29 protein-coding genes and 1 pseudogene are annotated in these 24,348 nt (G+C 70.4%); 12 read left to right on the forward strand and 18 right to left on the reverse strand.

Annotated features, from left to right (window positions below; translation table 11 throughout):
* Positions 1-104 precede the first annotated feature (104 nt).
* On the forward strand, positions 105-1,421 hold the full coding sequence (gene nhaA, locus FGL15_RS10535; RefSeq protein WP_138945991.1) for a Na+/H+ antiporter NhaA: 1,317 nt from the start codon (positions 105-107) through the stop codon (positions 1,419-1,421).
* Here the strand turns inward: nhaA and FGL15_RS10540 are convergent.
* From FGL15_RS10540 to FGL15_RS10565, 6 genes are read right to left on the reverse strand one after another with little or no spacing between them, the layout of a single operon-like run.
* The gene (locus FGL15_RS10540; RefSeq protein ID WP_138945992.1) at positions 1,375-1,704 is read right to left on the reverse strand and encodes a CHY zinc finger protein; all 330 of its coding nucleotides are present in this window, start codon (positions 1,702-1,704) and stop codon (positions 1,375-1,377) included. The genes nhaA and FGL15_RS10540 overlap by 47 nt on opposite strands.
* Complete coding sequence (locus FGL15_RS10545; protein WP_137242666.1) at positions 1,701-2,297, reverse strand: energy-coupling factor transporter transmembrane protein EcfT; 597 nt, start codon at positions 2,295-2,297, stop codon at positions 1,701-1,703. Before FGL15_RS10545 ends, FGL15_RS10540 begins: the two co-directional genes overlap by 4 nt.
* A 4-nt stretch (positions 2,298-2,301) precedes the next feature.
* Positions 2,302-3,012 carry an energy-coupling factor ABC transporter ATP-binding protein gene (locus FGL15_RS10550; RefSeq protein WP_138945993.1) on the reverse strand — a complete coding sequence of 237 codons (711 nt, stop codon included), beginning with the start codon at positions 3,010-3,012 and terminating at the stop codon, positions 2,302-2,304.
* Entirely contained in the window at positions 3,009-4,166 is a 1,158-nt protein-coding gene (locus FGL15_RS10555) for a thiolase family protein (RefSeq protein ID WP_138945994.1), read from the reverse strand. The genes FGL15_RS10550 and FGL15_RS10555 overlap by 4 nt, the downstream gene beginning before the upstream one ends.
* Entirely contained in the window at positions 4,159-5,316 is a 1,158-nt protein-coding gene (locus tag FGL15_RS10560) for a class I adenylate-forming enzyme family protein (RefSeq protein ID WP_138945995.1), read from the reverse strand. The genes FGL15_RS10555 and FGL15_RS10560 overlap by 8 nt, the downstream gene beginning before the upstream one ends.
* The gene (locus FGL15_RS10565; protein WP_138945996.1) at positions 5,313-5,918 is read right to left on the reverse strand and encodes a biotin transporter BioY; all 606 of its coding nucleotides are present in this window, start codon (positions 5,916-5,918) and stop codon (positions 5,313-5,315) included. The genes FGL15_RS10560 and FGL15_RS10565 overlap by 4 nt, the downstream gene beginning before the upstream one ends.
* Before the next feature lie 94 nt (positions 5,919-6,012).
* Here FGL15_RS10565 and FGL15_RS10570 point away from each other — a divergent pair, with 94 nt between their 5' ends.
* Together FGL15_RS10570 and FGL15_RS10575 are read left to right on the forward strand one after the other, a co-directional pair.
* Entirely contained in the window at positions 6,013-6,624 is a 612-nt protein-coding gene (locus FGL15_RS10570; protein WP_138945997.1) for a TetR/AcrR family transcriptional regulator C-terminal domain-containing protein, read from the forward strand.
* A gap of 125 nt (positions 6,625-6,749) precedes the next feature.
* Complete coding sequence (locus FGL15_RS10575; RefSeq protein WP_138945998.1) at positions 6,750-7,250, forward strand: MarR family winged helix-turn-helix transcriptional regulator; 501 nt, start codon at positions 6,750-6,752, stop codon at positions 7,248-7,250.
* A gap of 49 nt (positions 7,251-7,299) precedes the next feature.
* Here the strand turns inward: FGL15_RS10575 and FGL15_RS10580 are convergent, their stop codons facing one another.
* Positions 7,300-8,148, reverse strand: coding sequence for a DNA/RNA non-specific endonuclease (locus FGL15_RS10580; protein WP_138945999.1), 849 nt, complete (start codon positions 8,146-8,148; stop codon positions 7,300-7,302).
* Between the two features lie 234 nt (positions 8,149-8,382).
* Between FGL15_RS10580 and FGL15_RS10585 the strand changes: the two genes are divergently transcribed.
* From FGL15_RS10585 to FGL15_RS10605, 5 genes are all read left to right on the forward strand, one after another.
* Positions 8,383-9,684 (forward strand): extracellular solute-binding protein, encoded by a 1,302-nt coding sequence (locus FGL15_RS10585; protein ID WP_138946000.1) that lies wholly within the window; start codon positions 8,383-8,385, stop codon positions 9,682-9,684.
* Between the two features lie 89 nt (positions 9,685-9,773).
* Positions 9,774-10,838: a carbohydrate ABC transporter permease gene (locus tag FGL15_RS10590; RefSeq protein ID WP_138946001.1), complete on the forward strand. Its 1,065-nt coding sequence runs from the start codon at positions 9,774-9,776 to the stop codon at positions 10,836-10,838.
* On the forward strand, positions 10,835-11,734 hold the full coding sequence (locus tag FGL15_RS10595) for a carbohydrate ABC transporter permease (protein ID WP_079704633.1): 900 nt from the start codon (positions 10,835-10,837) through the stop codon (positions 11,732-11,734). The genes FGL15_RS10590 and FGL15_RS10595 overlap by 4 nt, the downstream gene beginning before the upstream one ends.
* Positions 11,735-11,828: 94 nt before the next feature.
* Positions 11,829-12,803, forward strand: a complete 975-nt coding sequence (locus FGL15_RS10600) for a LacI family DNA-binding transcriptional regulator (RefSeq protein WP_240773502.1) — start codon at positions 11,829-11,831, stop codon at positions 12,801-12,803.
* Between the two features lie 98 nt (positions 12,804-12,901).
* Complete coding sequence (locus FGL15_RS10605) at positions 12,902-13,144, forward strand: hypothetical protein (RefSeq protein WP_138946003.1); 243 nt, start codon at positions 12,902-12,904, stop codon at positions 13,142-13,144.
* A gap of 22 nt (positions 13,145-13,166) precedes the next feature.
* On the opposite strand, the gene FGL15_RS10610 is transcribed toward FGL15_RS10605, so the two are convergent.
* From FGL15_RS10610 to FGL15_RS10620, 3 genes are all read right to left on the reverse strand, one after another.
* On the reverse strand, positions 13,167-14,171 hold the full coding sequence (locus FGL15_RS10610; RefSeq protein WP_138946004.1) for a zinc-binding dehydrogenase: 1,005 nt from the start codon (positions 14,169-14,171) through the stop codon (positions 13,167-13,169).
* Between the two features lie 189 nt (positions 14,172-14,360).
* Positions 14,361-15,833 (reverse strand): serine hydrolase, encoded by a 1,473-nt coding sequence (locus FGL15_RS10615; RefSeq protein ID WP_138946005.1) that lies wholly within the window; start codon positions 15,831-15,833, stop codon positions 14,361-14,363.
* A 43-nt stretch (positions 15,834-15,876) separates the two neighbouring features.
* Positions 15,877-16,161, reverse strand: a complete 285-nt coding sequence (locus FGL15_RS10620; protein ID WP_079704638.1) for a MerR family transcriptional regulator — start codon at positions 16,159-16,161, stop codon at positions 15,877-15,879.
* 160 nt (positions 16,162-16,321) lie between these two features.
* Between FGL15_RS10620 and FGL15_RS10625 the strand changes: the two genes are divergently transcribed.
* Both FGL15_RS10625 and FGL15_RS10630 read left to right on the forward strand, forming a co-directional pair.
* On the forward strand, positions 16,322-16,747 hold the full coding sequence (locus FGL15_RS10625; protein ID WP_138946006.1) for an Hsp20/alpha crystallin family protein: 426 nt from the start codon (positions 16,322-16,324) through the stop codon (positions 16,745-16,747).
* A gap of 131 nt (positions 16,748-16,878) precedes the next feature.
* Positions 16,879-17,205: a hypothetical protein gene (locus tag FGL15_RS10630; protein WP_138946007.1), complete on the forward strand. Its 327-nt coding sequence runs from the start codon at positions 16,879-16,881 to the stop codon at positions 17,203-17,205.
* Here the strand turns inward: FGL15_RS10630 and FGL15_RS10635 are convergent.
* From FGL15_RS10635 to FGL15_RS10655, 5 genes are all read right to left on the reverse strand, one after another.
* Positions 17,202-18,050 (reverse strand): hypothetical protein, encoded by an 849-nt coding sequence (locus tag FGL15_RS10635; protein ID WP_138946008.1) that lies wholly within the window; start codon positions 18,048-18,050, stop codon positions 17,202-17,204. The two genes, FGL15_RS10630 and FGL15_RS10635, sit on opposite strands and share 4 nt — an antisense overlap.
* A gap of 152 nt (positions 18,051-18,202) precedes the next feature.
* The gene (locus FGL15_RS10640; protein WP_240773503.1) at positions 18,203-18,496 is read right to left on the reverse strand and encodes a hypothetical protein; all 294 of its coding nucleotides are present in this window, start codon (positions 18,494-18,496) and stop codon (positions 18,203-18,205) included.
* Positions 18,493-18,957: an SseB family protein gene (locus tag FGL15_RS10645; RefSeq protein WP_138946010.1), complete on the reverse strand. Its 465-nt coding sequence runs from the start codon at positions 18,955-18,957 to the stop codon at positions 18,493-18,495. The genes FGL15_RS10640 and FGL15_RS10645 overlap by 4 nt, the downstream gene beginning before the upstream one ends.
* Positions 18,958-18,997: 40 nt before the next feature.
* The gene (locus FGL15_RS10650; protein WP_138946011.1) at positions 18,998-19,690 is read right to left on the reverse strand and encodes a cation diffusion facilitator family transporter; all 693 of its coding nucleotides are present in this window, start codon (positions 19,688-19,690) and stop codon (positions 18,998-19,000) included.
* The gene (locus FGL15_RS10655) at positions 19,687-20,022 is read right to left on the reverse strand and encodes a helix-turn-helix transcriptional regulator (protein WP_085511700.1); all 336 of its coding nucleotides are present in this window, start codon (positions 20,020-20,022) and stop codon (positions 19,687-19,689) included. Before FGL15_RS10655 ends, FGL15_RS10650 begins: the two co-directional genes overlap by 4 nt.
* 212 nt (positions 20,023-20,234) lie before the next feature.
* Here FGL15_RS10655 and FGL15_RS10660 point away from each other — a divergent pair, with 212 nt between their 5' ends.
* A complete protein-coding gene (locus FGL15_RS10660; RefSeq protein ID WP_138946012.1) occupies positions 20,235-20,798 on the forward strand; it encodes a manganese efflux pump MntP family protein in 564 nt (187 codons plus the stop codon).
* 7 nt (positions 20,799-20,805) lie between these two features.
* On the opposite strand, the gene FGL15_RS10665 is transcribed toward FGL15_RS10660, so the two are convergent.
* The 3 genes and pseudogenes from FGL15_RS10665 to FGL15_RS21515 all read right to left on the reverse strand — a co-directional run.
* The gene (locus FGL15_RS10665; RefSeq protein ID WP_138946013.1) at positions 20,806-22,248 is read right to left on the reverse strand and encodes a sugar porter family MFS transporter; all 1,443 of its coding nucleotides are present in this window, start codon (positions 22,246-22,248) and stop codon (positions 20,806-20,808) included.
* A 64-nt stretch (positions 22,249-22,312) separates the two neighbouring features.
* Positions 22,313-22,990, reverse strand: coding sequence for a response regulator transcription factor (locus FGL15_RS10670; RefSeq protein WP_138946014.1), 678 nt, complete (start codon positions 22,988-22,990; stop codon positions 22,313-22,315).
* A gap of 61 nt (positions 22,991-23,051) precedes the next feature.
* Positions 23,052-23,789 (reverse strand): annotated as a pseudogene (locus tag FGL15_RS21515) (sensor histidine kinase); the annotation flags it as partial.
* Between FGL15_RS21515 and FGL15_RS20930 the strand changes: the two are divergent.
* Complete coding sequence (locus FGL15_RS20930; protein ID WP_240773505.1) at positions 23,722-23,988, forward strand: hypothetical protein; 267 nt, start codon at positions 23,722-23,724, stop codon at positions 23,986-23,988. The pseudogene FGL15_RS21515 and the gene FGL15_RS20930 overlap by 68 nt on opposite strands.
* Positions 23,989-24,348: the final 360 nt, after the last annotated feature.

Raw genomic sequence — 24,348 nt, forward strand, 5'->3', positions numbered from 1 at the left:
CCCGATCGCCTAGAATGGAGGCTGGTGCGCCGGGAAGTCTGGTCGGCGGGCGATCGATCGGGATCGCTCTGCTGCTCGACCGAACCCTCACCCGAAGGATCTGCATGCCCGACGCTCACCGCTCCCACGACCTGCCGGCCGACCAGGCCCCGCACTCGATCTGGCGAGGCATCCACCAGACGCTCCAACAGGACACCGTCGGTGGTGCCCTCCTCGTCGTCGCCACCGCACTCGCGCTCGTGCTCGCCAACACCGGCGCCTCCGAGTTCTACCTGAGCGTCCGCGACGTCACCTTCGGTCCGGAGGCGCTCCATCTGAACCTCTCCGTCGGTGCCTGGGCGGCCGACGGGCTCCTCGCGATCTTCTTCTTCGTCGTCGGCCTGGAGCTCAAGGAGGAGTTCGTCGCCGGCAAGCTCCGGAACCCCAAGACCGCGGTACTCCCCATCGCCGCCGCGGTCGGTGGTGTGGTCGTACCCGCCGTCATCTACGTCCTCGTGAACCTGAGCGCCGGGCCCGACGCACTGCAGGGATGGGCGATCCCGGCCGCCACGGACATCGCGTTCGCCGTCGCGGTGATCGCAGTTGTCGGCAAGTTCCTGCCGCCGGCACTGCGCACCTTCCTGCTCACGCTCGCCGTGGTGGACGATCTCATCGCCATCAGCATCATCGCGATCTTCTACACCGACCACATCGAGTTCCTGCCGCTGGCGCTCGCCGCGGTGCCGCTCGCCATCTTCGCCGTGCTCGTCCAGCGTGGCGTCCGGGCCTGGTGGGTGCTCATCCCGCTCGGTCTGTGCACCTGGGCGCTCATCCACGCGTCCGGTATCCACGCGACCGTCGCCGGCGTGCTCCTCGGCTTCATGGTGCCCGTCATCGCGACGAAGCGCGCGCGCGTGCAAGTGGGGACCACCGTTGAGGGACGACCGGTCTACGACGGGCTCGCCGCGCACTTCGCCGACCGCTGGAGCGTCGTGTCCACGGCTGTCGCGGTGCCGATCTTCGCGTTCTTCTCGGCGGGCGTGGTCATCGGCGGGATCTCGGGGCTCGTCGAGTCCTTCCAGGACACCATCGCACTCGGGATCATCGCCGGGCTCGTCCTCGGCAAGCCGATCGGCATCACGCTGACGACGTTCCTCGTCACTCGCCTGCCCGGGCTCAGGCTCGACCCCTCGATCCGCTGGGTCGACCTCGTCGGCATGGCCTTCGTCGCGGGGATCGGGTTCACCGTCTCGCTGCTCGTCGGGGAGCTGTCCTTCGGTGTCGGCAGCGAGTCCGACGACCACGTCAAGGTCGGTGTGCTCGCCGGGTCGCTCATCGCCGCCACCATCGGTGCCGCGATACTCGCCGCCCGCAACCGGGTCTACCGGCGTGCGGTCACGGCTGGAAGTAGTACGCCGAATGCAGGCGGCAGCCCGGATTGAACCGGGCGTCGCAGTTCGGACACGCGTCGACCTGCAGGTAGCGGTCGATCGTCAGTTCCGTCGAGCACACGCCGCACAGGATCGCCTCCCGGTCGCGCTGCTCGCGAGGCCACTGCTCGGCCGGGTGGTCGGCGCACTCCGCGTGGCACAGGTGGCACGGGTAGTACTCGCCGCAGCAGGCGAAGCGGATCGCGATGACGTCGAGCGGGGTCGCGTAGTGCGCGCAGCGCGTCTCGTCGTCGACCGTCTTCCCGAGGACGCGCACGGTGTCGCCGCCGCTCACCGGACGCCCCGGGCGGTGAGGGCCTCACCGAGCTCGTCGGCGTGCTTCAGTGACACCACGAGGAACGGCACGACGAAGGTCACCAGGTTCGACCCGGCCCCACGCGCCCGCTGCGCCTCCCGGACGCTCGTCGCCAGGCGGGCGAGGACCGGCACCGTGTTGATCGCGACGGCGAGCATCAGGGCGATGCGCGAGGGGTCGACACCGAAGCGACCCAGGGGCCGGAGGACGCGCTCGAAGGCGTCGAGCAGGTCGGCGACGCGCGTGCTCAGCACCAGGAGGGCCGCGAGCAGGATGGCGGCGACGATGCGGGACGTGTTCGACACCGCGGACTCGACGTCGAGGAACAGCAGTTGGCCGGCCACCGTGATCGTGATGATCCAGCGGATGAGCAGGAGCTGCCGTCCCAGCTCGCCGAGGCCGAGGCCCGAGACGAGGTAGGCGAGGACGGTCACCGTGGTGGCGATGCCCGCGGTCCACCAACTCGTCGGCAGGAGCGAGATCGCGAGCACCACGACGAGGATGCCGAGCGCCTTCGGGCCGGCCGGCGCGCGGTGGAGCCAGCCGGAGCCGGGACGGTAGAGGGTGATCACGCCGTCACGACCGCAGACTCGCGCGGTAGACCGCGATCACGTCGTCCGGTGCGCCCTGCGCGACGATCCGGCCACCGTCGAAGAGCAGCGCGGTGTCGCAGCGGGCGGCGAGCTCCAGGTCGTGGGTGACGAGGAGGAGCTGATGGCCCGCCTCGGGGTGCAGGAGGTGGTCGGCGACGGCGGCGCTGTTACGGGCGTCGAGGTAGGCGGTTGGTTCGTCGGCGATGAGCAGCGCCGGCCGCCGGATCACGGCCCCGCAGAGCGCCAGCAGCTGCTTCTGGCCGCCGGAGAGTTCGTAGGCGGACCGGTCGGCGAGGGCCGTCAGGCCGAACTCGTCGAGCGCGTCGGCGACCTGGGCTGCGATGTCGGCCTTCGACGCCTTCGTGCCGCGGAGGGAGAACGCGACGTCCTCCGCCACCGTCGGCATGACGATCTGCGCGTCCGGGTTGCTGAACACGATGCTGACGAGTCGTCGAAGCGTCGCCGTGTCTTTCGCGGCGTCGACGCCGTGGACCTGGACACTGCCGGCGGTCGCTCGCGTGAGGCCCCCGATGAGCCGGGCGAAGGTGGACTTGCCTGAGCCGTTCGCCCCGATGACCGCGATGCGCGCGTCGTCGAGGTGGAGCGTCACGTCGTCGAGTGCGACGGTGTCGCCGAGACGAGCGGTGACGCCGTCGAGACGGATGGCGGATGACTGGTCGATGTCCCCGATCATCGCACGACCTCGAACACCGCGGCGACGCCGAGACCGCCGCCGACCGACGCTGCCGCCACCCCGATCGTGCCCGCCGGAGCCCCGCCGCGCACGAGCCGCGAGAACAGGCGGACCACGGCGACCGCACCGCTCGCGCCCCACGGGTGCCCGAGCGCGAGGGCGCCGCCGTCGGCGCAGAGCCGCTCGTCGTCCTCGGCGACACCGAGTCGGTCGAGCACGGCGAGCGTCTGGGCCGCGAACGCCTCCACGATCTCGAACGCGGCGACCTGCGCGAGGTCTACGCCGGCCCGATCGAGGGCGTCGAGGATCGCCGGCGCGGCCCCGATCCCCGGGAGTGCCGGGTCGCAGCCGACGACGGCGTGCGCCCGGACGGCGAGACCGGGCGTCGTGCTTCCATGGGCGGGCCCGCCGGGTCCGCCGGGCACGACGAGCACGGCAGCCGCACCGTCGCTCACCCGGCAGGTGTTGCCTGCGGTGAGAGAGCCGTCGGTGAAGAGCGGCGTGAACCGGGGGAGCAGACGCTCGATCCCGCTGCGCGGCGCCTCGTCCTGCTCCGCCGCCCCGACCAGCGGCACGAGCTCGTCGGTGAACCGCCCGGCGGCCAAGGCGCTCGCCGCACGGTGCGTACTCCGCGCCGCGTAGGCGTCCTGGCGTTCGCGGGAGATCCCGTCGTGCTCGGCGAGGTCCTCCGCGGCGCGGGTCATGTCGGGGTCGTGCCACCCCGCCGGCGCGAACGGTGCGCGTGCGTAGGCGACGCCGTCGACGGAACGGGTCGGCGCGGTCGAAGCGCTCTCGACCCCGCCGGCGATCCGTGGCCGATGGTCGCCGGCGCTGATCGCCGTGGACGCCTCGATGATCGCCGCGAGGCCGCTGCCGCACTGCCGATCGACGGTGAGCCCGGGCACGGTGAAGCCGAGTCCGGCCCCGAGTGCCGCGACACGGGCAGGGTTGCCGCCAGGCCCCATGCAGTTGCCGAGGACGACGTCCGCGACCACCGGCGGCAGACCCAGCACGTGCGTCGCGTCATCGTGCACGGCGCGGACGACGGGGACCGCCAGTTGCTCGACCGTGAGCGCGGCGAGCGCACGCCCGCGCGTCGCGATCGGCGTCCGTCTGGCCGCGACGATGCGCGGGAGGGCATGCGACTCAGTCAAGGGACGCCACCGTCCCTGCCGCGAGCCGGTCGACGAGCTCCGCGCGGGCGGCCTTGCCGGTGACGGTGCGGGGCAGCTCGTCGACGACGAACCAGCGGCGGGGCCGATGGGTCGGCGGCAACAGCGGTGCGAGGGCGTCGCGGAGCATCGCGCGGGTCGGACGCGCGCCCGGGTGCAGTTCCAGCACGGCCGTCACGAGCGATCCGACCCCGGCGTTCGGCAGACCGAGCACGACGGCGTCGTCCACCTCGTCGAGTCGGCGCAGGGCCTCCTCGACGTCGGTGGGGATGACGGTCGCCGCGGCCGTGAGGATCGCGTCGTCGGATCGGCCGAGGAGCGTGACGATCCCGTCGTCGATCCGTGCGCGGTCGCCGACGGTGGACCAGTCGTCGTCGCGTCGGAGCGGGCCGTCGCCCTCGAGGTACCCGGTCGCGACGAACGGCGATCGGACCCAGAGGACGTCGTCGTCGCGGACCTCGAGCTCGACGCCGGGGAAGGCACGGAGGCCCGGTCGATCCGGATCGGCGCCGTCGTCGACCGCCACGAAGGAGAGCTCGGCGGCACCGTAGTAGGACACGACACGGATGCCGAGGCCCTCCGCCCTGGCGCGGAGTGCGGGGTCGAGTGAGGCGCCTCCGATCAACGCCACCCGCAGGCGCGGCGGCACCTCGCCGTCGAGCAGCGCCCGGAGGCCGTTCGGGGTCCCGTGGAACCGGGTCGCGTCACGGGCGTCGTCGGGGGTGAGCGCGTGGGTGGTCGGGAGGGCGAGCGAGCAGCCGACGGCGGCCGTATGGGCGACCGAGAACAGCGACAGCGACGACGCGGGCGGCGACGACAGCGCCAGGACGTCGTCCGGCCCGAGGTCGAGCAGCGCGCCGACGGCCGGGAAGGAGTCCGCCCACGACTCGGCGGTCCTGAGCACGATGCGCGGCTCGCCCGTGGTGCCGGAGGTCAGCGTCGCCCACCCCTGGCCAGGCTGTGGACCGGACGCGGTGCTGCGGTCGCGGACGGAACGCCAGTACGACTCGCTCCACCGGTCGTCGCCGATCAACGGCACGCCGCCGGCCGCCCGCACCTCGAGCGCCCGACGGACGAGGTCGGTCGGCGCCCCGCCGCGCAGCGGGACGAGGTGCCCTGAGCGCACGGTCATCCGATCCGGGCGGGCTCGCCGGGACGCGTGGAGCCGGCGCCGGCCGCGTTGCGGAACGCGCGCGGGTAGGCGCGGGCGAGCGTCATCGTGATGACCGTCGCGAGCACGACCTTCACGAGGTCGCCGGGCACGAACACGAGGCTCTGCAGGGCGGTCTCGCCGAGTGGCAGGCGGGTGACGAGCGACTGCACCGGGATGCCGAACGCGTAGATGACGCCGATGCCGCCGACGAAGACGCCGAGCGCGGTGCGCCACCAGCGCAGCCGACGCCCGCCGGCGTGCACGATGAGCCCGATCACGAAGACGCCGACGATCCAGCCGAAGAGATATCCGGCGCTTGGTCCGACGAAGACGCCGATCCCGCCGCGACCGCCGGAGAGCAGGGGCAGGCCGATGGCGACGAGTGCCAGCAGCACGAGCATGGAGAGCATGCCGCGCCACGGGCCGAGGATCGCGCCGGCGAGCATGACGCCGAGGGTCTGCGCCGTGATGGGCACCGCGCCGAGCACCGAGAACGCGCCGGGCAGGCCGAGGGCGGCCACGATGGCGGCGAACACGGCGATGCGTGCGATGTCGGTCGCGTCGATCCGGAGTCTGCTCATGCTGGGTCCTTCGTCGGGATGGTCGGTTCGCCTGGGGCGGGTGGATCACACCTGAACGGTGTTCACCTGAACAGCGTTCACTATAGTGGTGCTCATGTCCGGTCCCGAAACAGTGCGTCGTCATCGGCGCGACGATGTGGCTCTGGTGGCCCTCCGCATCCTCGACGATCACGGCCTGGCCGACCTCACGATGCGCCGCCTCGCCGCGTCGCTCGACGTCCAGCCGAGCGCGCTGTACTGGCACTTCGAGAACAAGCAGACCCTCATCGCCGAGCTCGCCGACCGGATCGTCGACGCCCACCCGGCACCGGACGACGCCGTGTCCGAGGCCGGCTCCGACTGGCGCGAGCGGACGCGCGTGGAGGCGGAGGCGCTGCGTGACGCGCTCCTCGCCTATCGCGACGGGGCCGAGGTGGTGTCGAGCACCTACGCGCTCGGGCTCGGTTCCGGACGTGCGCTCACCCGGCTGACGGACGCGGTGTCGGTGGCCGGGTTCGACGAGGCCACGAGTCGACGTGCGGGCACGGTGCTGCTCCACTTCATCCTCGGACACGTGTCGCACGAGCAGCAACGGATGCAGTACGACAGCGTCGGTGTGCTGGCCGACGGTGCGGCGGATCCACTCGGCCAGGAGGACCAGGCCCAGGCGTTCGCCTTCGGGGTCGGTCTCCTCGTCGACGGCCTGGCGGCGCTCTCGGTCCGCTGACGGCCCTGGTTCCATCGACCGCTCCGGGTCCGCCGATAGCACAGCGTGGATGGAACCGCCCACCGTCTGGATCGGTGGCAGCCCACGGTAGCGTTGGTGCAGGCAGGACGTGAGGGAGGCCGGTGATGGCGAAGGGTGATGACGACGACGTCGACATCGTCATCGACGCCTGGGCGAATGCACTGCCCGACGTGGATTTCGCACCGCTCGACGTGGTGTCGCGGCTCCGCCGGCTCGTGCCGCACCTCCAGGAGGTCCGACGACTGTCGTTCGCCGCGAGCAACCTGCGGCCGTGGGAGTTCGAGTTCCTCTCCATCCTCCGCCAGCACGGGGCGGAGGGCCTGACGCCGTCCATGCTCGCGACCCGGTTGGGCATCACGAGTGGCAACCTCGCGAGTCAGCTGGATCGTTTGGCTGCACGATCGCTCGTCGCCCGGCAGAAGAACGAGGCCGACGGTCGGAGCAAGATCGTCGTGCTGACGACCCTCGGTCAACAGCGGGTCGACGAGGCGATGCGTCGGCTGGTGGACGACGAGAACGCGATGCTCGCCGGGCTCAGCCATGAGCAGGTTGCGGTGCTCATCGAGAGCCTCCGGGTCATCGGCGCCGCGCTCGAGCGTCGGTAGGGGTCTGTTCCCCTGCCCCTTCGACGGGCGCAGGGACCCGACCCCCGCCTCAGAACCGCAGGTCGGCTGGGACGCTGAGCTCGATCCAGGTGTCGGTGTCCGGGCGCACCGTCGCGGGAGCCGGCTCGAGGACGTCGGCGGTGGCGAGGGCCCCGAAGTCCAGACCGGTGAGGCTCGCGAGGTCGAGGATCGGCAGCTGGAAGGTCCGGAACGGGCCGAGCGGGGGTACGGCGTCGCCGTCGCGTGTGTCGTCGATCGCACTGGACCGGCCGAGGTCGATGTCGTCGAGCTGCGCCGACTGGTCGAGCAGGTAGCCGCTCGCCGCGAGCGCTCCGCCGTTCGACCACGCCGCCACCTTCCAGAACCGCCGCGGGATCTGTACGCCGCGGTAGAGCGGGTCCGCGTCGGCGAACACCGGCCCGGTGAAGACCGACAGCCGCCGGCGCCCGGCCGAGGCGTACTCGAGGACGAGGTCCTCCAGGCCGTTCCAGAGCTCGAGTGACTGGTTGAAGTCCGCAGCCTGCGGGGCGGCGTTCGTGTAGCAGAAGGTGTCGACGTTGGCCTGCCGGGCGATCTCGACGGGCCCCCAGACCGGGTCCCTCCGCCGCACGAGGTGGCCGCGGTCGAGGTCGTTGCGGGCGTAGAGTCCCGGGCCGGCCTGCTCCTCGACCGGGATGCGGTCGTCGAGATGCCAGTCGTCGCCGCGCCCGAGGTCGAGGAGGGCGGCGCCGTCGAGGTCGACCCCGGTCGCGGCTGCCAGGCGGCGGTCGGGGTCGAGGAGCACGGTGAAGTGCGTGTAGTCGAGACGGCGGAGGCGCGCCAGCTCGGCGGGGTCGGCCGGGGCCGGGAGCTGCAGCTGGTCGGCGAGGTCGAGGAAGCCTGAATCGAAGCCGGTCATGGCAATGAGTCGATCATGAATCCGATCGAATCGGAACGGGGACCCACCCGATGGCCATGACGTCACCGACCGTTCACGATCACGCACTCGTTCCACAACAAATGAGAGCGCTCTCTTGACCTCGTCCAACCCAGCGCTTAGTGTGTCCTGCATGCCCGTGGGAACGTTCCCACGGCGTCGCGCCGTGGATCCCGGATGGGTGGCCGGCCGACACCGAAGCGCACACACAAAGGAGTGACTGTGAACAGCAAACGCCGCGGCATCACCGCCGCATCCATCGCGGGGGCATCGATCCTCGCCGTCCTGGCCTCGGGGTGCAGTTCCCCCGCCGGCGGTGGCGGAGACGAGAAGATCACCCTCTCGGTCACCACGTTCGGCACCATGGGCGTCGACGCCAACTACGAGAAGTACATGGAGGAGCACCCCAACATCACCATCGAGGCCACCAACCTGGAGGGTGGTGGAGCAGCGCGTGACGACGCCTACGCCAAGATCGCCGCCGGAACCGGCCTCAGCGACGTCGTGGCCATCGAGGAGGGCTGGCTCGGAACCATCTCCGAGGTCAGCGATTCCTTCGTCGACCTCCGTGACTACGGCATCGAGGACGTCAAGGACACCTGGCTGGACTGGAAGTACGAGCAGGGCACGGACGCCGACGGTCGCGTGATCGGCGCCGGTCTCGACATCGGACCGCAGGGCATCTGCTACCGCGGTGACCTGTTCGCGGCAGCCGGTCTGCCGAGCGAGCGCAGCGAGGTCGCCGCGTACTTCGGCGGGGAGGACGCGACCTGGGACCGCTTCTTCGAGGTCGGTGAGGAGTACGTCGGTGCCACCGGGAAGGCGTTCTATCACAGCCCCCGGTTCTTCTGGAACTCCTTCGTGAACCAGCAGGAGGAGGGTTACTACCAGGCCGACGGCGAGACCCTGAACATCGAGGGCAACGACGTGCTGAAGGAGCAGTTCGCGAAGATCGTCGAGGCTGAACAGGCCGGGCTCGGTGCCGGTCTTCCCGGCTGGGACGTCGGCCCGGAGGCCAAGGAGGGCAAGTTCGCGACCTACATGTGCCCGAGCTGGATGCTCGGCATCGTGCAGGGCTACTACGACGAGGGCACGACCGACAGCGGTTGGGACTTCGCCGACGTGATGCCCGGCGGCGCGGCCAACTGGGGCGGTGCGTTCCTCGGCGTCGCCGAGAACTCCGAGCACAAGGAGGAGGCGGCCGAGCTCGCCCTCTGGCTCGCATCCCCTGAGGCGCAGGCCGCATCGTTCGAACTCGCCGGTCCGTTCCCGAGCACGCTCGACGGCCAGGAGCTCGTGAAGGACTCCACCAACCCGTTCTTCAACGACGCACCGGTGGGCGAGATCTTCGCCGCACGGTCCGAGGGGGTCGTGGCCCAGGTGAAGGGTCCTGAGGACTCCAACATCCAGGACAACGTGTTCGGCCCGATCCTCGACCGGGTGAGCCAGGGCGAGATCACCGACGGTGACACCGCCTGGAACGAGGCGCTCAAGCTGCTCGACCAGCTCGTCGGCTGACCTCCTCTCCGACGCAGCTCGCCGGGGCGTCCGTTCGCACGCGGACGCCCCGGCACCCCTCCCGCTCCCTCTCCCGGATTGGCAGAGCCATGACCAGCACCGCAACCGTCCGCCGGCCACCTGCCGCGTTGACGTTCAGACAGAAGCTGAACCGCTTCGACTACCGCGCCTCGCCGTACCTGTACATCGCGCCGTTCTTCATCCTCTTCGCCCTCATCGGGATCTTCCCGATCGTCTACACCTTCAACGTGTCGCTGTACGAGTGGCATCTGTTGAAGGGCCAAGGCGACTTCGTCGGACTCGACAACTACGTCTCCGTCCTCTCGGACCCGTTCTTCTGGAACGCGTTCGGCAACACCATCAGCATCTTCCTGCTCTCGGCGGTGCCGCAGCTCGTCATCGCGACGCTGATCGCCGCCCTCCTCGACCAGACGCTCCGCGGACGCACGTTCTGGCGGATGAGCATCCTGCTGCCGTACATCGTGGCGCCGGTCGCCGTCGCGGTCATCTTCCTGCAGATCTTCAACCAGTACCACGGACCGGTCGCCGGCCTCCTCGAGCTCTTCGGGCTCGACCCGATCCGGTGGGCGTTCGACGTCTTCCCCTCGCACGTCGCCATCGCGAGCATGGTGAACTGGCGGTGGACCGGCTACAACGCCCTCATCCTCCTCGCTGCGATGCAGGCGATCCCACGGGACGTCTACGAGTCCGCCGCGCTGGACGGTGCGAACAAGCTCCGACGGTTCTGGTCGATCACGATCCCGATGATCCGCCCGACGCTCATCTTCGTCGTCATCACCTCGACGATCGGCGGGCTGCAGATCTTCACGGAACCGAAGCTGTTCGATCCCCGGAGCAACGGCGGATCCGACCGGCAGTTCCAGACGATCGTCCTGTACCTGTACGAGCTCGCCTTCCCGAGGCGGGACTTCGGTCGAGCCTCCGCCACCGCCTGGATCCTGTTCCTCGTGATCATCCTCGCGGGCCTGATCAACTTCGCGATCACCAGGGCCATCCGGACGAACGACGCACGTCCGGTGCGGATCCCGAAGGTGCGCGACACCCTCATCACGACGCGGTCCGTCAGCACCAGCCCGGCCCGCTCGCGTTCGACGACCACGAGCACCACCGACCAGCGAGGCGGACGAGCATGAGCACCCTGATGGAACGCACGCGGACCGAACCGACCGCGACCACGGAGGCCCCGCGATACCGCAAGGGCAAGGACCACGAGCGGCCGGGCATCCTCACCTACGCCATCCTGATCGCGTTCTTCGCCATCTCGGCGTTCCCGTTGTGGTGGTCGTTCGTCATCTCGAGTCGGCAGTCCTCCGACACGAACCTCGTGCCGCCCGCCGTCCTCCCCGGCCCGAACTTCCTCGGCAACGCGGCGAAGGTGTTCGAGACCGCGCCGTTCCTGCAGGCGCTCGCGAACAGCGTCATCATCTCGGGCGCGATCACGGTCTCGGTGGTGTTCTTCTCGACCCTCGCCGGCTACTCCTTCGCGAAGCTGAAGTTCCGGGCCAGCAACGGGCTGCTGCTCGCCGTGATCGCCACGATGGCCATCCCCACCCAACTCGGCATCATCCCGTTGTTCATGCTCATGGCCGAGTGGGAGTGGGTGGGGACGCTCCAGGCGGTGATCCTGCCCGGGCTCGTGACCGCGTTCGGCGTGTTCTTCATGCGCCAGTACCTCGTCGACGTCATCCCCGACGAGCTCATCGAGGCCGCGCGCGTCGACGGCGCGTCGATGTGGGGCACCTTCTGGCATGTCGCGCTGCCGGCCGCCCGACCGGCGATGGCCGTCCTCGCGCTCTTCACCTTCATGGCCGCGTGGACCGACTTCCTCTGGCCACTCCTCGTCCTCGGTCCGCGGAACCCGAGTGTGCAGACGGCGCTCGCGGCCCTGAGTGCGAGCGGCGGACAGACCCCGGACCACTCGCTCGTGCTCGCTGGCGCGGTGCTCTCGGTGATCCCGCTGCTGATCCTCTTCGTCCTCGCCGGGAAGCAGCTCGTGGCGGGCATCATGCAGGGCGCGGTCAAGGGGTGACGCCTGCGCCGCATACAGTGTCTTCACACCGGCACGACTGAGGAGGCACACCATCGACACCGAGACGGACTCCACCGTCCCCACGCTCATCGCGGTGGCAGCGCTCGCGGGCGTCTCCAAGTCCACCGCCTCCCGCGTCATCAACGGGTCCTCCCAGGTGACGCCGGAGGCGGTCGCGTCCGTGACCGCGGCCGTCGAGCAGTTGCACTACGTCCCGAACCGCGCGGCACGCAGCCTCGTGCGTCGGCGGGCGCAGACGATCGCGATGGTCATCCCGCAACGCACCGCCGAGTTCTTCGCCGACCCTTACTTCGCCGAGGTCATCCAGGGTGCTGCGATGTACGCGTCGTCGACCGACTACACGCTGACCCTGCTCATCGAATCCGACGTCGACCCGGACAAGACCCGTCGGTTTCTCACCGGCGGCAACGTGGACGGCGCGCTCGTCCTCTCGCATCACACGAGCATGCAGGCGTACGCGAAGCTGTCGACGTCCCTCCCGGTCGTGTTCGGGGTGCGGGCGCTCGAGGAGACGACGCCACCTGGACATGTCGTCGACGTCGACAACGTGGAGGCGGGCGCCCTGGCGACCCGGCGTCTGGTGGAGGCCGGTCGGTCCCGCATCGCCACGATCACCGGCCCGCTCGACACCGCGGCCGGTATCGACCGCCGTGCCGGGTGGCGGCGCGCCCTCCTCGAGGCGGGACTCGAGCCGGGACCGGAGGAGGAGGGGGACTTCACACCGACGAGCGGCGCGCGGGCGATGGAACGGCTCCTCGCAGACGGCCGGCAGGTCGATGCGGTGTTCGCGGCGTCGGCGCAGATGGCGACGGGTGCGCTCGGTGTGCTCCGCGACCGCGGGATCCCGGTGCCGACGCGGATCGCCATGACCTCGGTGGACAACAACGTCTTCGCGGTCGACGCCTATCCGGCGCTGACGACCGTGGACCTGCACACGGCGGACAAGGGTGCGCTGCTCGTCGAGACCCTGCACCGCCTCATCGCAGGAGAGGAAGTGCCGGAGATGACCACGATCCCGATCGACCTCGTGGAGCGCGCCTCGGTCTGATCCCCGCCAGGGCTCGTAGGCGGGAGTCGCCGCACCTGACTACAGTTACTAGAATTTCAAACTTTTGTTTCAGTAGGTTGTTTGATATATTACCTTTCGTGACCATGATCTACGACACCACGCGCCGCACCGAAGATTCGCGCATGCTCGCAGCTCTCGTGTCCGCCACGTTCCTGCTCGACGCGCTGATCGTGTTCGGCATCGGCTTCATCCCCGGCGTCTCGCCGCTCGAAGGCGGACCGACGGCGATGACCGCAGCGGTGCTGACCGCCGTCCTCTTCGCCGTTCAGCTCGTGATCGTCGTCGTGATGGCACGTGCCGCCCGGGCCTCCATCGCCTGAGGGCATCGCTTCGGCGAGGTGCTCAGAGATGGATCTGCGTCTTCGGTCCGCCGGAGCTCGCGCGGGGGAGTCCCTCGGCGAGGACCCGCGGCACCTCGTCCAGGGTGATGACGGTGCCGATGAGTCGTCGGATCCGGTCACCCATGAGCGCAAACCGTCGTGCCGCCTCGTCGATCTCGGCCGAGCCGCCGAGCACCGCGTGGACGGCGGCATCGAGGGCGATGAGTCTGCCCGACGGGAGTCCGACGTCACCGTCGGGGACCCCGAGCAGCGCGATGCGGACGCCGACGGTGGCGTTGTCGAGCAGCCGACGCGTGACCTCGGCTGAGCCGGTCGCTTCGATGATCACGTCGAAGCGCTCGTCGCCGAGCGTCGCGGGGTCGCGGGTCTCGAGGCCGAACCCCGTGGCGAAGTCCCGGTCGGATTCGCGGCGCGCGGCGACGGCCACCTCGGCGCCGGCGTCCGCGGCGAACAGGGCGGCGAACATGCCGAGGGTCCCGGCGCCCCAGACGAGCACGCGGTCGCCCGGGCCGGTCTCGGTGAGTCGGATGCCGCGAAGCGAGCACGACGCCGGCTCGACCATCGCGCCCAGGTCCGCATCGACACCGGGTGGGAGGCGGTGTACGGCCCGCTCGGGGAGCACGAGGAGTTCCGCGAGTGCGCCGTCCAGCTGGCCGAGGACGCCGAGTTCGAGGTGGTCGGGGCAGCGGTGGTGGTGTCCGGCGGCGCAGCGAGCGCATGCGCCGCACCCGATGAACGTGTCGCCGGTGACGAGGTCGCCCGGCCCCACACGGCTGACGCCGTCGCCCACGGCGACCACTCGGCCGGCCCACTCGTGGCCGGGCTGGAGCGGCAGGGTCGTCCGTCCGTCGGCGAGGTACGGCATGGTGCCGCGGAAGAGTGCCACGTCGGTGCCGCAGAGCCCGGCGCGTTCGATACGGACGAGGACCTCGCCCGGGCCGGCGTGTGGATCGGGGCGCTCGACGACCGAGGCCTCGCGCGGTGCGGTGATGCGGACGGCTCTCATGCGGTCTCCTCGTCGTGACGGCGCTCGGTCAGAGCGTAGTGCCGGGGAGCCGGAAGCATCCTCGTGGGCACTTCGACAGGCTCAGTGACCGGGAGTGGGGTCAGTGACCGGGAACGGGGTCACTGGCCGGGGGGGTCGTCTGGAACGTCCCGGTCCCTGAGCTTGTCGAAGGGCGATCGCCTCCTCAGCTCACCAGAAGGACTTGCCTCCGCCTGCGACGACCGCACTCGGCCGCTGCACCTCGGCGAGGCGTGACGTCCGGAGCGGCGTCGTCTCCCACCAGGCGTCGAAGGTGCCGGCTGCCGGGTCGATCTCGACGTGCATGCGGTGGGGTGTCTCGATGAAGATCGCATCGACGCGGAGGACCCGCGCTCCGTCCTCGCCGCCGGTGCCCCAGGCGGCACTCGCCACGATCGGTCCGTGCGTCCGCCAGGCGCCGACACCGGGGGCGATCTCCACCCGGTCGTCGCCCTCGTGCACGACCAGCACGATGTCGTCACCCTCGCCCGCCGTCACCTCGAGCGCCGTCAGCTGCGCCAGGCCGGTGTCGGCTGCCGCAGCGAACGTCCGTCCGACGAGCTCGCGCAGTGACGCAGCCGAGCCGGTCTCGTCCGAGGCGTCGAGCGGCGGCAGGGCGAGGCCCGCCAGACGTTCGAGCAACGCCTGGTCGGCGTCCGCGCTCGCCCCGCGCTCCGCGTCGGAGGCCTCGCGGGTCCCGAAGGCCGGCAGCAGGTGCTCCCATGCGGCGTTCAGCGCGGCCTGCATGTCGAGACTCTGCCCCGTGATCGCCAGGACGACGTCGTGCTCCGGCAGGACGACGCAGTACTGACCGTAGGCGCCGTCGCCACGGAACCCGTGCCGGGCCATCCAGAACTGGAACCCGTACCCCTGCGCCCAGTCCGACTCCGGGTCGTCGCCGTTCGCGATGTGCGATCGCGTCGCCTCGGCGACCCATGCGGCCGGCAGCAGCTGCCGACCCTCCCAGGCGCCGCCCTGCAGGTAGAGCTGACCGAGCGCGGCGATCGCCTCCGTCGTGGCGTGCAGGCCGCTGTATCCGAGCTCGAAGCCCTCGTCGTCCTGCTGCCAGTCGAACTCGCCGATACCCAGCGGCTCGAGCAACCGCGGTCGCAGGTAGTCGGTGAGGGTCCCGCCCGTGGCGCGCTGGACGATCGCCGCGGCCGTGTACGTGCAGGGCTGGTTGTACGCGAAGACGGTCCCCGGGTCCTCGTCGGGCGGGAGGAGCAGGAACCCGCGGACGAGGTTCGTCGGGTCGATCGCCGCGGCCCGCATGATCGTCTCCTCGCGGTGGCCGCTCGCCATCGCGAGCACGTGTCGCACGCGCATGGCGCGGCTGCGGGGGTCGGTGATCTCGGCGTCGAGCTCCGGGAAGTGGCTGATGATCGTGTCGTCGAGTCCGAGCAGACCCTCCTCGACGGCGAGGCCGACGGCGGTCGAGGTGAAGCTCTTGCTCAGCGAGTACAGCAGGTGCACCCGATCAGCCGAGTACGGCGCCCACCAGCCCTCGGCGACGACGTTCCCGCCGCGCAGGAGCATCAGGCTGTGCGGTTCGACGTTCGGCGTGTGCTCGAGGGCCGTGATGAACGCCTCGATCCCGGCGGCGTCGACGTGCTGGGCGGACGGAGTGCTTCGCTGCAGGCTCATCCCTCCATGCTGCCATCTGCCGGCGGTGGGATCGACCCGACGCTCAGTCCTGGTCGGCGTCGAGCTGGTCGCGGAGCCCCTGGTTGATGTCTTCGAGGTCCAGCACGCGAGCGATGCCGGCGAGGTTGACGCCGTCGTCGCGGAGGTCGGTGACGCGCTTGAGTCGCTCGATGTCGTCCTCGCTGTAGCGACGGGTGCCGCCCTCGGTCCGGGACGGGGTGAGGAGTCCTTTGCTCTCGAAGAGCCGCAGGGACGCCTCCGGGACGCCGGCGAGCTGGGCCGCGACGGCGATGCCGTACACGGGTGTCGCACCGTCACGATCGGCCATGCTTGAGATTTCCTTTGAACGGGTTGCACTGGATCAGGTTTCAGATGTATAAAAAATCTACACCACGAAGTGCAGATCCGAACCCCCGGATCTGCGACTTCCGGGCACCGACAATCGATGAGCCCGATCCGTCATCGGGCGACAGGGAAGGAGAACACCCATGGCAATGACCTTCGATCCCATCAGCCAGCTCGACCGCTTCGCGGCCTCCGTACTGGACTCCGTGCGCGCACCCCGGCCCATGCCGGTGGACCTCTTCCGTGACGGCGACCGGTACATGATGGTCGCCGACCTCCCCGGCATCGACCCCGGATCCATCGACGTCGACGTCGACGGTGGTCAGCTCACCATCCGTGCCCAGCGCACGGCCGACAGCCGCGAGGGTGTCCGCTGGCTCGCCCGCGAGCGCGGCGGCGGCCACTTCCTCCGGCAGTTCACCCTCGGGGATGGCGTCGACCTCGACGGCATCACCGCGTCCTACGACAGCGGTGTGCTCTCCGTGATCATCCCGGTGAGCGAGCGCGCGAAGCCGCGGAAGATCGCCGTCGACTCCACGACCGACCACCCGCAGTCGATCAACGCCTGAGCCGGGATCGACACTGAGCCGGGATCGGCGCCCGTCCGAATCGAACGAACCGAACGAACCGAACGCCCCGCCCACCATTCGTGGGCGGGGCGTTCGCCCGTGTGAGACCCGGCGGTCGGCATACTGGGGGCATGTCCCGCGTCCAACGCATCCTCGGAGCGTCAGCCCTGCTCGTGATCGCCGCGCTCGGCCTGCTGGTAGCGGCGACGCAGACCACGATGACCTGGTACCAGGCGCCGGGCGCCGACGGTGCGGCGACGAAACAGATCGCCGTGTTCGAACCGGCGGTGGTCGGCACCGTGATCGCCGCCGTGGCGGTGCTGACGCTCCTGGCCCACCTGGTCCTCGTGATCCGACGCGCGGTGCCTCGGGTGCAGTGGGCCGTCGCCGTCGCGCTCACCGTCGCCAGCGTGGTCGCCGCGGTCCTCGTGTCCATCGCGGACCGGCCGACGTTCTAGCGCGCGTCGTCTGCCTCAGCGGAGCAGCTCGGCCAGCAAGGCCTGAGCGGTCTCCTCGCTCGCCCCGGGGCCTGCAGGCGCACCCAGTCGTCGCCGCGTCGAGCGTGCGCCGAGTGCTCGCTCCCGGCCGCATCCACGGCGCCGACCGCACTGTCCTCGCGAAGCACCCACGCGCCTCCGGGCAGCACCGTGAACCGGACGAGCTCGCGGGAGTCCGCGGACAGCAATCGGCAGTCGAGCCCGCCGATCCGCTGGAGCGAGTCCTGCACGAGGTGGTAGCTCGGTGTCGCGGTACTCACGTAGCTCGCGCCGGTGGCGGCTGCGCCGAGGTGTACCGCCGCAGTGTCCACCGGCAGCGCCGTGGCGCAGGAGCGCGAGGTGGGTGCCGACGAGGACAGGGGCGCGGCGGGCGCCGGAACCGGGGCTGCCGCGAGCGCTGCGCGAGCCAACTCCTCCGTGCGCGTCCCAGCCGGGTCGTCGACCCCTGCCGCATCGACCTCGATGAACCGCTCGCCGTCGAGGGCGTGGACGGAGCAGGCGCCGTCCGAACACATCGTCCCGTTGATCTCGCCGACGCTCGCGCTCCAGTCGGTGTGCTCGTACCAGTGGTTGAAGGTGGCCCAGTGGTCGACGCCGTCTCCGACGAGTCGGACGGTCAGTGAGGTGCCGTCCGCCTCGTCGGCCCAGGCGCAGACGGTCCCGGCGTCCTGCAGGACCGGGGCGTCGTCGATGGTCAGTGGCTGTGGCGCGGCTGCGGCGCCCAGGAAGGATGCCACCTCGGCGTCGGGGACGAGCGCATCGCAGGCGAGCCCCGGGAAGGCGGACGTCGGCGGGGGTGGGAGCACCGCCGACGACGTCGGGGAGGATCCGGGCGGAGTCCCGGTGGGTACGTGCGACAGTGGCGCGCTACACGCTGTGAGGACGCCCAGCAGCGCGGCGATCGTGAGGACGCGTGCGCCACGTGCGATCGCGGGCACCGTTCGACTCAGCCCACTGCTCATCGTCGCCGGAACAGCCCTCGCTTGCGGCGGTGGAACGGCGGGACACCACTCAGGAGATGCTTCGCGCCCGGCGCCACGTACATGACGTCGATCGGCACGCTCGCCGAGTACGTCGCGAGGGCCCGTGCGAGCGGTCCGCTGATCGTCTCGCGTGTGGTCGGGGCGCCGACGATGACGAGGAGGTAGCACTCGTCGAACGTGCCGCCCTCCTGCGGGGTGACCTTCCAGCCCAGCACCGCTTCGTCGACCTCGCCGGACTCGGCGAGGACCGCGGTCAGCGCCTCGGTCATCCCCGGTGGGATGCGAGCCGGCTGTCCCACCATGACCTCGGTCTCGCGCTCGACCACCCGAGGGTGAGCACCGCCTCGCCGTCGAGCAGCTGGGCGATCTCGCCCGGGAGGAACTCCTTGCCGTGCGTGGAGTGCGGGTTCAGCACCAACCTCGCGCCTCGGGTCATCTGCCAGAGGACGCGGCAGGGGAGGGCGAGGAGGTGCTGTTCGAACGACGGGACGACCTGGAGGGTCTCCTGGAAGCGCGCCTTCGAGGTGTAGAACGGCTGCACCGAGCTGCCGTCCGAGTCGAGGAGGTCCGCCAGGGTCGCCATGCCGTCCTCGGTCACGGTCCCCGCCACGATCACGGTGCTCTCGAGGAGCGCCGTCAGGAACGCTGGTGCGTTCGAGCGGTCGTTCGCGGCTGCGGCGAGGAGGGCTTCGATCTCGGGAGCGTCTGGTGCGTCGTCGGCGGCAGGCATGCCAGCAGCGTATCCCGGCCATGTGGGAGGGTGCGCGCGCTCAGCAGCAGTCGCAGGTGTCCGTGTTCTCCGAGGTGAGCGATGAGACCGGCCGCTTGCACGCGTCTCCACGCCAGGCTTCGACGCCCTCACGGACCGCGAAGCCGGCGATGACGAGGGCGGCGACGCCGTCCGCCCAGGCCCAGCCGAGGGTGCTGTTGAGGACCAGCCCGAGGAGGACCGCGGCCGACAGGTAGGAGCAGATGAGCGTCTGCTTCGAGTCCGCGACGGCGGAGGCGGATCCGAGCTCCTTGCCGGTCCGGCGCTCGAACAGCGAGAACGCCGGCATGATCACGACGCTGACCGCCGCGAGGACGATGCCGACGGTCGAGTGCTGGACCTCGGCGAACCCGAGCAGCGAACGGGCGGCGTCGACGCTCACGAACGCGGCGAGGCCGAAGAACGACAGGGCGATGACCCGGAGGGCGACCCGTTCCCGGCGATGGGGATCGGGGCTCAAGAACTGCCAGGCGACCGCGGCGGCGGACAGGACCTCGACGATCGAGTCGAGACCGAAGCCGACGAGTGCCGCTGATGAGGCGACGGTCCCGGCCGACAGGGCGATGATGGCCTCGACGATGTTGTAGGCGATGGTCGCCGCGACGATCCAGCGGATGCGGCGCTGCAGCGTCGCGCGTCTGGCGGGGCTCAGCTGGGCGCGGAGACGGGGGCTCGGTAGGCCGACGGTGCTCATGCGCAGGTGCAGCTCTCACCCGAGCAGCAGGCGGGATCGACGACCAGGACGAGCCGGAGGAGGTCGTCGAGCGCCGGCGCCAGGTGGCTGTCCGCCAGGCGGTACCAGGTGTTGCGTCCTTCCTTGACGCCTTCGACGAGGCCGCAGCCGCGGAGACAGGCGAGCTGGTTCGACATGACCTGTCGGGAGACGCCGAGTGCGTCCGCGAGGTCGGAGGGGAAGGCCGGTGCCTCGCGCAGGGTGAGGAGGATGCGGGCCCGGGTCTCGTCCGACAGGGCGTGCCCCAGCCTCGCGAGCGCAGCGGTGTGCGTCAGGGTCGCGGTCGGTGTCATGGTGTCGGTCACGCGAACGACAGTACACGAAACGCTGTATCGAGCAAGCCTCGCGGTCGCCCGAACAGCCGCGTTAGGCGAGGCGAAACGCTGGCAATCGGGCGTCTCGGCTTGCCGCCGCCGCACCGCGCTGGCAACGTTGACGGGTCCTCGCGGCACGGCGCCCGAACGCATCTCCGCGTCCAGGACGCATCACAGGAAGACCTCGCGACATGACGTTCTGGCCGCTGCTCCTCATCGCGCTCGGCGTCTCCGCCGACGCCTTCGCCGTCGCCCTCACCAAGGGCCTGCACATGCGGCGGTTCAACGTGCGTCACGCGCTCGTGATCGCCGGGACCTTCGGACTGTTCCAAGCGGTCATGCCGCTCATCGGCTGGTTCCTCGGCACGCAGTTCGCGCGGTACATCACCGAGGTCGACCACTGGGTCGCCTTCGGCCTGCTCGCCCTCGTCGGCGGCAAGATGCTCTGGGAGGCGTTCTCGAGCCACGAGGACACCGAGGTCGACTCCGACCGCATCGACGTCCGGCGACTCCTCATCCTCGCGCTCGCCACGAGCATCGATGCGCTCGCCATCGGCATCACGCTCGCGTTCCTGCCCGGCTCGATCCTCGAAGCCGTCGTCCTCATCGGACTGACGACGTTCGTGCTCGCCTTCCTGGGCGTCTTCATCGGCCGTCGCGTCGGTCAGCGGTTCGGCAAGCCGGCGGAGATCGCCGGTGGAGTCATCCTGATCCTCATCGGTACCAAGATCCTCATCGACCACCTCACCGGCTAGTCGGAGGTCACCGCTTCCGGGTGAAGATGGCGCCGGTCGACACGTCCTCGCCGAGCGCCTCGAGGCTCCGCCCACGCGTCTCGGGCACCTGGGTGGCGACGAACAGGAGCGCGAGCGCGCCGACACCCGCGAACAGGAAGAAGGTCCCGGTGATGCCGAGGCCGTCGACCAGGGACGGGAAGTACAGCGCCAGGAAGCCGTTGGCGACCCAGAGCATGAAGATCGAGACGCCCATCCCGAGGCCGCGCATCTGGAGTGGGAAGACCTCGGCGAGGTAGACCCAGACCGCCACGTTGAGGAACGTCTGCATCGAGCCGACGAAGACGACCACGAGGACCAGGATGACCCAAGGACGCATCGGGTCGCCCGGCTCGAGCACCATCGACGAGAAGCCGATGAGCAGATGGCACGCGGTCGTGAGCGAGAAGCCGATGACGAACGTCTTCCGTCGGTCGAGTCGGTCCATGTAGGTGAGGGCGATGAAGCCACCGACGACGGCGATGATGCCGGGCGCGATGTTGGCGATGAGCGCGGCACTCTCGTCGAAGCCCGACTCCACGAGCACGGTCTGCCCGTAGTACATGATCGAGTTGATCCCGGTGAGCTGCTGGGCGATCCCGACGCCGACACCGACGAGCAGGATGCGCACGAGCCACGGGTTGCGGAGGACGGCCCCGAGCCCGATCCGGTGTTCGTCGCGCTGCGCGGTGATGGACGCCTCCACCTCCGCGAGTTCGGCGACGGCGCGGTCGTCGGAGCGGACGGTCCGCAGCACGTCGAGGGCGTCCTCGCGGCGACCGTGGTCGACGAGCCAGCGCGGTGACTCGGGCATCCGCAGCATGCCGACGAACAGCGCGACCGCCGGGAGGGCGCAGACGGCGAACATGATGCGCCACACGCTCGTGTGCTCGCTGAACACGGTGCCGATGACCGCGTTGATCACGAACGCCGACAACTGTCCGAGGACGATCGCGACCTCGTTCCGGCCGGTGATCGACCCTCGGATCTCGTACGGGGCGAGCTCCGCCAGGTAGACCGGGACGACGGCGGAGGCACCGCCGACGGCCAGCCCGAGGAGGACGCGACCGGCGACGAGCAGCTCGACATTCGGCGAGCAGACGACCACGAGCGTCCCGACGAAGAAGAGCACCGCCAGCACGATGATGCTCCGCCGCCGGCCCCACGCGTCCGACACCCGACCGCCGAGCAGGGCACCGACGGCGGCCGCGAAGACGAGTGAACTCGTGACGATGCCCTCCGTGAACGGGGTGAGCCCGAGTTCGGCGGTCATCGGACGCAGCGCCCCGTTGATCACGCCGGTGTCGTAGCCGAAGAGCAACCCGCCGAAACAGGCGACGATGGAGATCAGGCCGAGGTGGCGGCGGTGCGGCCCGGGCGTGAGAGCCGGCAGCGCGCTCGCCGACTGTCGGGCTGTGGGGGATCCGGCCATCGTGTTTCCTCGTCTGCTGGGCCCGCGCGCCGAACGGCGTCGTGGACAGGACGACAGTACCGGTTCAGTCGTCGGCGCCCGGCCGCAGCAGGCCGCTCTCGTACGCGAGGATGACGAGCTGGGCGCGGTCGTGGGCGGCGACCTTCGTCATGATGCGGTTCACGTGGGTCTTCGAGGTGTGCGGTGAGATGACGAGGTCGTCGGCGATCTGCTGGTTGGAGCGTCCGCGGGCCACGAGGAGCAGCACCTCGAGTTCCCGCTCGGTGAGCAGCGCCAGCTCAGCGGGGACCGGGCGTGGACTCGTCGGTTCGTCCGCAGCGACGACGTACTTCGTGATGAGACTCCGGGTCGCCGCGGGGGACAGGAGTGCGTCGCCGGCGTGCACCGCGCGCACGGCGCGGACGATCTCCTCGGGCTCCGAGCCCTTGCCGATGAAACCACTCGCGCCGGCTCGCAGGGTCGCGATGAGGTTCTCGTCCTCCTCGAACGTGGTGAGGATGAGGACCCGCGTGTCCGCGAGGTCGGGGTCCGCGCAGATCGCGGTGGTCGCGCCGATGCCATCGAGGACGGGCATGCGGATGTCCATGAGCACGACGTCCGGTCGCAACTCGCGGGCGAGTGCCACCGCCTGCGCGCCGTCCACGGCCTCGCCGACGACCTCGAGGTCGGCCTCGGATGACAGGATGTCGGCGACGGCCTGGCGGATGAGCGACTGGTCGTCGACGACGAGCACGGTGGTCATGCGGGGACTCCTCGGGGTGCGTCGGGTGTGCGTGTGTCGGCTCGCCGGTCGGGAGGCTCGCGGAGAGCCGCCAGCCGCCCGGGGTCGCACCCACGTCGACGGATCCGCGGACGGCGGCGACGCGCTCACGGATGCCGAGGAGTCCGTGTCCGGTGGTCGGCGCCGCGTCGGCCTGCTCACGCGGGACGCCGGGGGCCGTCGGGTTGCTCACGCTGACGACGATCCTCCCGTCGCCGCCCTCCACGAGCACGTGCGCACGACGCTCAGGGCCGTGTTTCAGTGCGTTCGTCAGCCCCTCCTGGACGACGCGGTACGCGACCATGTCCGTGGCGGTCGACAGCTTCGGCGCGTCGGGGTCGATCCGTGTCGTGATGTCGAGGCCTGCGGCGGTGAACTCGGCGATCAATGCGTCGAGTCGGTCGAGTCCCGGCTGCGGCAGCGTTCCACGGGAGCCCGCGCCAGCGTCGTCGCTGTCGCTGCGCAGGACCTCGAGCAGATCACCGATCTCGCCGAGCACCGTCCGCGACGCCCGGCGGATCGAGACGAGCGCCTCCTTCGCCTTCTCCGGCCGTGACTCCAGGGAGCTCGACGCCACCCCGGCGTTCAGGCTGATCACCGAGATCTGATGGGCGACGGTGTCGTGGAGGTCGCGCGCGATCCGGAGCCGCTCCTCGGTCACCCGACGCCTCGCCTCGGCCTCACGGGTCTGTTCGGCCCGCTCCGCGCGTTCGGTGATCGCCAGGATGTATGCGCGGCGCGAGCGGGTTCCGTCACCGGCCGCGGCGGCGAACGCGATCATCACCGCGAACTGCACCGTCCGCGGATCGAAGCTGCCGATCGACGCGAGCAGGCTGAGGAGGGCGACGGCGACCATCGTCGCGACGGCCGTGATGAGGGTCGTCCGCCGCGCGGAGCGCACGGCCACCCCGAACATCGCGATGGCGGCCGCGATCACGACACCGGGAGCGAGGGTCCCCGTGATCGCCGCCGCACCGTAACAGGCGATGACGGCCGCGAGCACCGGGATCGGCCAGCGCCGACGGAGCGGGAGCAGGAGCGCGGGCGCGACGACCAGGGCGACGACGAGTGGGCTGCCCGGCCGGAACTCCGCGTTGGGGAACGGGATGAACGCCGAGGCGATGATGAGGACCGCGGCGACCACATCGCCCACCCACGCCGGGGGTCTCGGATGCGGATCGCGCACCCGGTGATCCTGCGTCGCGGAGGTCATGGGCCCAGTCTGCCGCGAACCCGCGCCCGGCGACTCCTCCGCACGTGGCATTCGGCGGTACCACGGAAGCGGTACGCGGGTGTCCGCCGGAGGGGACGCGTCGGACGGGCGACGCCGCGAGTCTGGA

Source organism: Plantibacter sp. M259, assembly GCF_006065115.1.
GTDB lineage: Bacteria > Actinomycetota > Actinomycetes > Actinomycetales > Microbacteriaceae > Plantibacter > Plantibacter auratus.

Excerpts from the sequence above, each read along its gene's own strand:
- nhaA (WP_138945991.1), top strand. The coding sequence starts at position 105 with ATGCCCGACGCTCACCGCTCCCACGACCTGCCGGCCGACCAGGCCCCG.
- FGL15_RS10550 (WP_138945993.1), bottom strand. The coding sequence starts at position 3,012 with ATGATCGGGGACATCGACCAGTCATCCGCCATCCGTCTCGACGGCGTC.
- FGL15_RS10560 (WP_138945995.1), bottom strand. The coding sequence starts at position 5,316 with ATGACCGTGCGCTCAGGGCACCTCGTCCCGCTGCGCGGCGGGGCGCCG.
- FGL15_RS10565 (WP_138945996.1), bottom strand. The coding sequence starts at position 5,918 with ATGAGCAGACTCCGGATCGACGCGACCGACATCGCACGCATCGCCGTG.
- FGL15_RS10570 (WP_138945997.1), top strand. The coding sequence starts at position 6,013 with ATGTCCGGTCCCGAAACAGTGCGTCGTCATCGGCGCGACGATGTGGCT.
- FGL15_RS10575 (WP_138945998.1), top strand. The coding sequence starts at position 6,750 with ATGGCGAAGGGTGATGACGACGACGTCGACATCGTCATCGACGCCTGG.
- FGL15_RS10580 (WP_138945999.1), bottom strand. The coding sequence starts at position 8,148 with ATGACCGGCTTCGATTCAGGCTTCCTCGACCTCGCCGACCAGCTGCAG.
- FGL15_RS10590 (WP_138946001.1), top strand. The coding sequence starts at position 9,774 with ATGACCAGCACCGCAACCGTCCGCCGGCCACCTGCCGCGTTGACGTTC.
- FGL15_RS10595 (WP_079704633.1), top strand. The coding sequence starts at position 10,835 with ATGAGCACCCTGATGGAACGCACGCGGACCGAACCGACCGCGACCACG.
- FGL15_RS10610 (WP_138946004.1), bottom strand. The coding sequence starts at position 14,171 with ATGAGAGCCGTCCGCATCACCGCACCGCGCGAGGCCTCGGTCGTCGAG.
- FGL15_RS10615 (WP_138946005.1), bottom strand. The coding sequence starts at position 15,833 with ATGAGCCTGCAGCGAAGCACTCCGTCCGCCCAGCACGTCGACGCCGCC.
- FGL15_RS10620 (WP_079704638.1), bottom strand. The coding sequence starts at position 16,161 with ATGGCCGATCGTGACGGTGCGACACCCGTGTACGGCATCGCCGTCGCG.
- FGL15_RS10625 (WP_138946006.1), top strand. The coding sequence starts at position 16,322 with ATGGCAATGACCTTCGATCCCATCAGCCAGCTCGACCGCTTCGCGGCC.
- FGL15_RS10630 (WP_138946007.1), top strand. The coding sequence starts at position 16,879 with ATGTCCCGCGTCCAACGCATCCTCGGAGCGTCAGCCCTGCTCGTGATC.
- FGL15_RS10640 (WP_240773503.1), bottom strand. The coding sequence starts at position 18,496 with ATGACCGAGGCGCTGACCGCGGTCCTCGCCGAGTCCGGCGAGGTCGAC.
- FGL15_RS10645 (WP_138946010.1), bottom strand. The coding sequence starts at position 18,957 with ATGCCTGCCGCCGACGACGCACCAGACGCTCCCGAGATCGAAGCCCTC.
- FGL15_RS10650 (WP_138946011.1), bottom strand. The coding sequence starts at position 19,690 with ATGAGCACCGTCGGCCTACCGAGCCCCCGTCTCCGCGCCCAGCTGAGC.
- FGL15_RS10655 (WP_085511700.1), bottom strand. The coding sequence starts at position 20,022 with ATGACACCGACCGCGACCCTGACGCACACCGCTGCGCTCGCGAGGCTG.
- FGL15_RS10660 (WP_138946012.1), top strand. The coding sequence starts at position 20,235 with ATGACGTTCTGGCCGCTGCTCCTCATCGCGCTCGGCGTCTCCGCCGAC.
- FGL15_RS10665 (WP_138946013.1), bottom strand. The coding sequence starts at position 22,248 with ATGGCCGGATCCCCCACAGCCCGACAGTCGGCGAGCGCGCTGCCGGCT.
- FGL15_RS10670 (WP_138946014.1), bottom strand. The coding sequence starts at position 22,990 with ATGACCACCGTGCTCGTCGTCGACGACCAGTCGCTCATCCGCCAGGCC.